Annotated in this window: 5 protein-coding genes and 1 pseudogene; 3 read left to right on the top strand and 3 right to left on the bottom strand. The window is 64.7% G+C overall.

The window, feature by feature from the left end:
- The 3 genes and pseudogenes from AUC71_RS17180 to argE all read left to right on the top strand — a co-directional run.
- Positions 1-458 (top strand): annotated as a pseudogene (locus AUC71_RS17180) (PLP-dependent transferase); the annotation flags it as partial.
- A gap of 66 nt (positions 459-524) precedes the next feature.
- Entirely contained in the window at positions 525-800 is a 276-nt protein-coding gene (locus AUC71_RS01055; protein ID WP_069622762.1) for a DUF2277 domain-containing protein, read from the top strand.
- 46 nt (positions 801-846) lie between these two features.
- Entirely contained in the window at positions 847-2,001 is a 1,155-nt protein-coding gene (gene argE, locus AUC71_RS01050; protein WP_342021444.1) for an acetylornithine deacetylase, read from the top strand.
- Positions 2,002-2,004: 3 nt separating this feature from the next.
- On the opposite strand, the gene AUC71_RS01045 is transcribed toward argE, so the two are convergent.
- The 3 genes from AUC71_RS01045 to AUC71_RS01035 form a co-directional block, all read right to left on the bottom strand.
- A complete protein-coding gene (locus AUC71_RS01045; RefSeq protein ID WP_069622761.1) occupies positions 2,005-2,946 on the bottom strand; it encodes an Hsp33 family molecular chaperone in 942 nt (313 codons plus the stop codon).
- Positions 2,943-3,998: an ornithine carbamoyltransferase gene (argF, locus tag AUC71_RS01040; RefSeq protein WP_069622760.1), complete on the bottom strand. Its 1,056-nt coding sequence runs from the start codon at positions 3,996-3,998 to the stop codon at positions 2,943-2,945. The genes AUC71_RS01045 and argF overlap by 4 nt, the downstream gene beginning before the upstream one ends.
- An 18-nt stretch (positions 3,999-4,016) precedes the next feature.
- Positions 4,017-4,757 (bottom strand): aminotransferase class III-fold pyridoxal phosphate-dependent enzyme (locus tag AUC71_RS01035; protein WP_141701353.1); only part of this gene is annotated, 741 nt, incomplete at its 5' end.

The raw sequence follows: 4,757 nt of genomic DNA, 5'->3' as shown, positions 1-4,757 counted from the left end.
CCGTTCACGGCCTGGGTGCTGCTCAAAGGCCTGGAGACGCTGCCCCTGCGCGTCGAGCGGCATTGCTCATCCGCAGCACGTATCGCCGACTTTCTCGCGGGTCGTGCAGAGGTCGAACGCGTGTTCTATCCCGGCCGGCCGACCACCCTCAGCACGACCTCGCCAAGAAGCAGATGGCCAATGGCGGACCGATGGTCGCCTTCGAGGCCAAGGGCGGCAAGGACGCCGCCTTCGCGGTGCTGAACGCGCTCGATTTGTTCAAGATCAGCAACAATCTCGGCGATGCGAAGAGCCTCGCCACGCATCCGGCGACCACGACGCATCAACGCTTGACGGACGCGGCCCGCGCGGAGCTCGGCATTTTCGACAATACGATCCGGCTTTCCATCGGGCTGGAAGAGCCGAACGACCTGGAAGCCGATCTCGACCACGCCCTTACCGCAGCGAAAGCGCGGTGAGCGCCTTGCCGGGCGGCAGGACCCTATGCAACCCTCTCGCGTCCTTTTCTTCCATGGGGCCAGACCATGTGCCGAAACATCAAGACGCTGCATAATTTCGAACCGCCAGCCACGGACGAGGAGGTCCGTGCCTCCGCACTCCAGTTTGTCCGGAAACTGAGTGGCTGCACGACGCCGTCCAAGACCAACGAAGTCGCCTTCCATCGCGCGGTCGATAAGGTTTCGGAGGCCGCGCGCGAGCTGCTCGATAGCCTTGTGACGAACGCCCCGCCGCGCGATCGCGAAATTGAGGCGCTCAAAGCACGGGCGAGGTCGGCAGAACGATTTGGCCGCGCCGTCTGACCCCAACGCAAAACACGATCTCAAATCGCCTCAGAAAGATTGCTTGGTGGCCACTCAATCCGCTCTCGTCGAGCTGCTCGCAAGACTCGTGGGTTTCGACACCACGAGCGCGAAGTCGAATCTCGATCTGATCGCCTTCGTTCAAGACTATCTGGACGGACACGGCGTCACCTCGACGCTGGTTCCAAGCGAGGACGGCAAGAAGGCTTGCCTCTTCGCCACGATCGGCGAGGGCGCGGGCGGCGTCGGGCTTTCCGGCCATAGCGATTGCGTACCGGTCACGGGGCAGAAGTGGGCGAGCGGCCCCTTCACGCTGACGGAACGGGACGGCAAGCTCTACGGGCGCGGCACGTGCGACATGAAGGGCTTCATTGCTTGCGTGCTCGCCTCGGTGCCGCTGTTCAAGTCGGTGGCGCTGAAAGAGCCGATCCACATCATCATCTCCTATGACGAAGAGGTGGCTGCGCCGGGGTGCCGGCCGCTAATCGCGCGTGTCGGCACGGACCTGCCCCAGCCGCGCGTGGTGATCATCGGCGAGCCGACCAGCATGCAAGTGATCGACGGACACAAGCGTATCGACGTCTACCGCACCACCGTCACCGGCAAGGAAGCCCATTCGAGCCTTCCGTCGCTTGGCGTCAACGCGATTTCCGTTGCGGCGAAGCTCGTCGACGAGATCGACCGCATGGCGGCCGAGATAGCGGCAAAGGAGAACGATCTCCACTTCGAACCGCCTTGCTCCACAATGAGCGTCGGCATGATCGAGGGCGGCACCGCGCCGAACATCGTGCCGAAGACTTGCGCATTTCGCTGGCAAATCAGAAGCTTACCGGGAGCGGAAATCGGCCATGTCCCCGAGGCATTGGCCGCCTTTGCCGCGCGCGACCTGCTGCCGGCGATGCGAAAAGTCGCGCCAGCAGCCGCGGTGGAGACCGAGAGCCAGACGTCCGTACCCGCGTTCTCGGCACCGCCCCAGTCGGAAGCCGTGAACCTTGCGATGGCGCTCACCGGCGCGAACCGCACAAGCGGCGTGTCCTATGCCACGGAAGCGGGGCTGTTCGAGCAAGCCGGCTGTTCGTCGGTCGTGTGCGGCCCGGGCGACATCGCACAAGCGCATGCAGCCGATGAGTTCGTGGCTGTCGCGCAGCTCGAAGCCTGCCTGAAATTCCTCGACGACCTGACGGCGCGGCTCCGCGCTTAGACGCTATTGTTCGCCGAAGCTATCCGGATCGAAGCTGTAGCGGGCGTTGCAAAACTCGCAGGTGACCCACACCTCGCCGTCCACCGTCATCTCGGCGATGTCCTCGGCCGAGAAGCGATCGAGCAATTCTTCGACACGCTCGCGCGAGCAACTGCAATAGGTCTGAAGCGGAATGGCGCGATAGACGCGCACCTGCTCCTCATGAAACAGGCGGAAGAGAAGCCGCTCGGGCGACAGCATGGGGTCTAGCAACTCGTGATCCTCGACGGTCTCGGCGAGCGACTTGGCCCGCGTCCAGTCCTCCTCGAACTCCTTGAGGCTGGAGACACCCCCTTCGCGCGTCAGCTTCTGCACGAGCAGGCCGCCGGCCCGCCAGGTCCAGGCGCCCTCGCCGTTCTCTCCGGCCCGAAAGTGCCGCGCGACCGCCAGCCGGATGAAGGTCGGAAGCTGCTCTGACTGGCGGAAATAAGTATCGGCGGCTTCGGTGAGACTCTTGCCTTCGAGCGGCACGACGCCCTGATAGCGTTCCGTATCCACGCCACGGTCGATGGTCATTGCGAGGTGGCCGTGCCCCAGAAGCGCCGCATCGTCATCTGCATCGAGAGCAGCCAGACGCTCGGCGTCGAACCGCGCATAGCCCCGCAAGGAGCCCGGCACTGAAAAGTCAGCCACCAGCAGATCGACGGGTCCGTCGGTGGTCGCTTGCAGGATCAGCTTGCCCTCCGGATTGAGGGAAGCGCCGAGCAGCGCGGTGAGCGCCACGGCCTCGCCCAGGAGCCGCGACACGGGCTCCGGATAAGCGTGGCGCGACAGGATCGTGTCGACGGTCGGCCCGAGCTGCACCAAGCGGCCGAGCACGTCGGCCTGCTCGGCTTGAAACGGCAGGACGAGATCATCCGGCGGCAACGAGAGCTCGATGTGAGTGTCCGAAATTGGATCGCTCACCGTCCAGCCCCGCGTGTCTTGGCGCGGGCCAGCTTCCTCGGCGCCGCCTTCTTTGACTTTTTGGCCTGCCTTTTCGCCTTAGCCGCCCTGGCGCGAGCAGGGTCGAACTTCAGCACCTTGCCTTTGCGGGCTTTGGGCGCCCCGAGGCACCAGGCGAGAATGGCCTTCTGAACGTGAAGCCGGTTCTCCGCCTCGTCCCACGTGGCGGATTGCGGACCGTCGATCACCGCGTCGGTCACCTCCTCACCGCGATGTGCCGGCAGGCAATGCATGAAGATCGCGTCCGGCTTGGCAACGGCCATCAGCGCCTCATCGACCTGGAAAGGACGCAAGGCCGCCTTTCGCTTTTGGGCGTCGTTGTCACCCATGGAGACCCAGGTATCGGTGACCACGCAGTCGGCGCCGTGCACGGCTTCGCGCGCGCTGTCCATCACCTCGATCTTGGCGCCCTCGCCTTCTGCCCAGGCCAGATTGTCCGACGTGGGCGCGAAATCGGCGGGCGCCGCCATGCGCAAGGTGAAGCCGAAGCGCGCCGCCGCATGCATCCACGACGTGGAAACGTTGTTAGCGTCACCAATCCAGGCGACCGTGCGGCCCTTGATGGGACCCTTGCGTTCCTCGAAGGTCATGACATCGGCCATGATTTGGCACGGATGGGACCGCGTGGTGAGGCCGTTGATCACCGGGATCGTGCTGTTCTCGGCAAACTCGGTGAGGGTCGCGGGCGGGCCCGTACGCAGCATGATGGCGTCCACGTAGCGCGACAGAACCCGCGCGGTATCGGCAACCGTCTCGCCGCGCCCGAGTTGCATGTCCTGCGGATTGAGCACGATGGCCGTGCCGCCGAGCTGATGAATGGCGACCTCGAAGGACACGCGCGTGCGGGTGGACGGCTTTTCGAAGAGCATGGCGAGCACCGCGCCTTGCGGTACGCCAAGCGCCTTCGGAACCTTGCCGGACTTCTTCATGGCTGCGGCGCTGTCGAGGATGGCGCGCAGGATCGAGGCGTCCAATAGGTCGAGATCGAGGAAATGCTTCGGCTGAGATGACATGGAAAAAGTCTCGAAATGCTATGCGTTCTCGCTCGCACTTACTTTCAGCGCGGCGCAAGCGGCGTCGATCGTGGCGCAGGCGAGGTCGATTTCCTCCTCGCCCACGATAAGCGGCGGCAGCAGGCGTACGACATTGTCGCCGGCCTGCACGGTAAGCAGCCCCCGCTCGCGCAAGCCGGCGATGAGCTTCTGGTTCTCCACCTTACACTTCAGCCCGACCATGAGCCCCTGGCCCCGCACCTCGGCGATGACGTCGCTGTGCTCGTCGGCGAGCCCAGCGAGCCGCTGCTTCAACCTTAGGCCCATTTGCGCGACATGTTCGAGAAAGCCAGGAGCCAAAACGACATCGAGCACCGCGTTGCCGACCGCCATGGCGAGTGGGTTGCCGCCAAAGGTCGAGCCGTGGCTGCCAGGCGTCATGGCTTGGCCCACCGCCTCGGTGGTGAGGCACGCGCCCACGGGAAAGCCGCCGCCGAGCCCCTTCGCGGTGGCCATGATGTCCGGCGTGACGTCCGCCCACTCATGGGCATAGAAGCGCCCGGTCCGCCCAACGCCGCTCTGGACCTCATCGAGCACGAGCAAGATCTCCTTCTCGTCGCACAGGGCGCGCAAATCTTGCAGAAAACGATACGGCACTTCGCGCATGCCGCCCTCGCCCATGATGGGCTCCAGCAAGACGCCGGCGGTCTCATCGCCGATGGCCGCCTCGACGGCCTCGAGGTCGAAGCCCGAGACCTGATCGAAGCCCTCGACCGGTGG

Origin of the sequence: Methyloceanibacter marginalis, assembly GCF_001723295.1 — a bacterium.
Taxonomy (GTDB): Bacteria; Pseudomonadota; Alphaproteobacteria; order Rhizobiales; family Methyloligellaceae; genus Methyloceanibacter; species Methyloceanibacter marginalis.
Note: the sequence above shows the minus strand (reverse complement) of the source record. Positions and strands in the feature narration are given on the sequence as shown.

Coding starts and splice junctions, on each gene's coding strand:
- argF (WP_069622760.1), bottom strand. CDS start 3,998: ATGTCATCTCAGCCGAAGCATTTCCTCGATCTCGACCTATTGGACGCC.
- AUC71_RS01055 (WP_069622762.1), top strand. CDS start 525: ATGTGCCGAAACATCAAGACGCTGCATAATTTCGAACCGCCAGCCACG.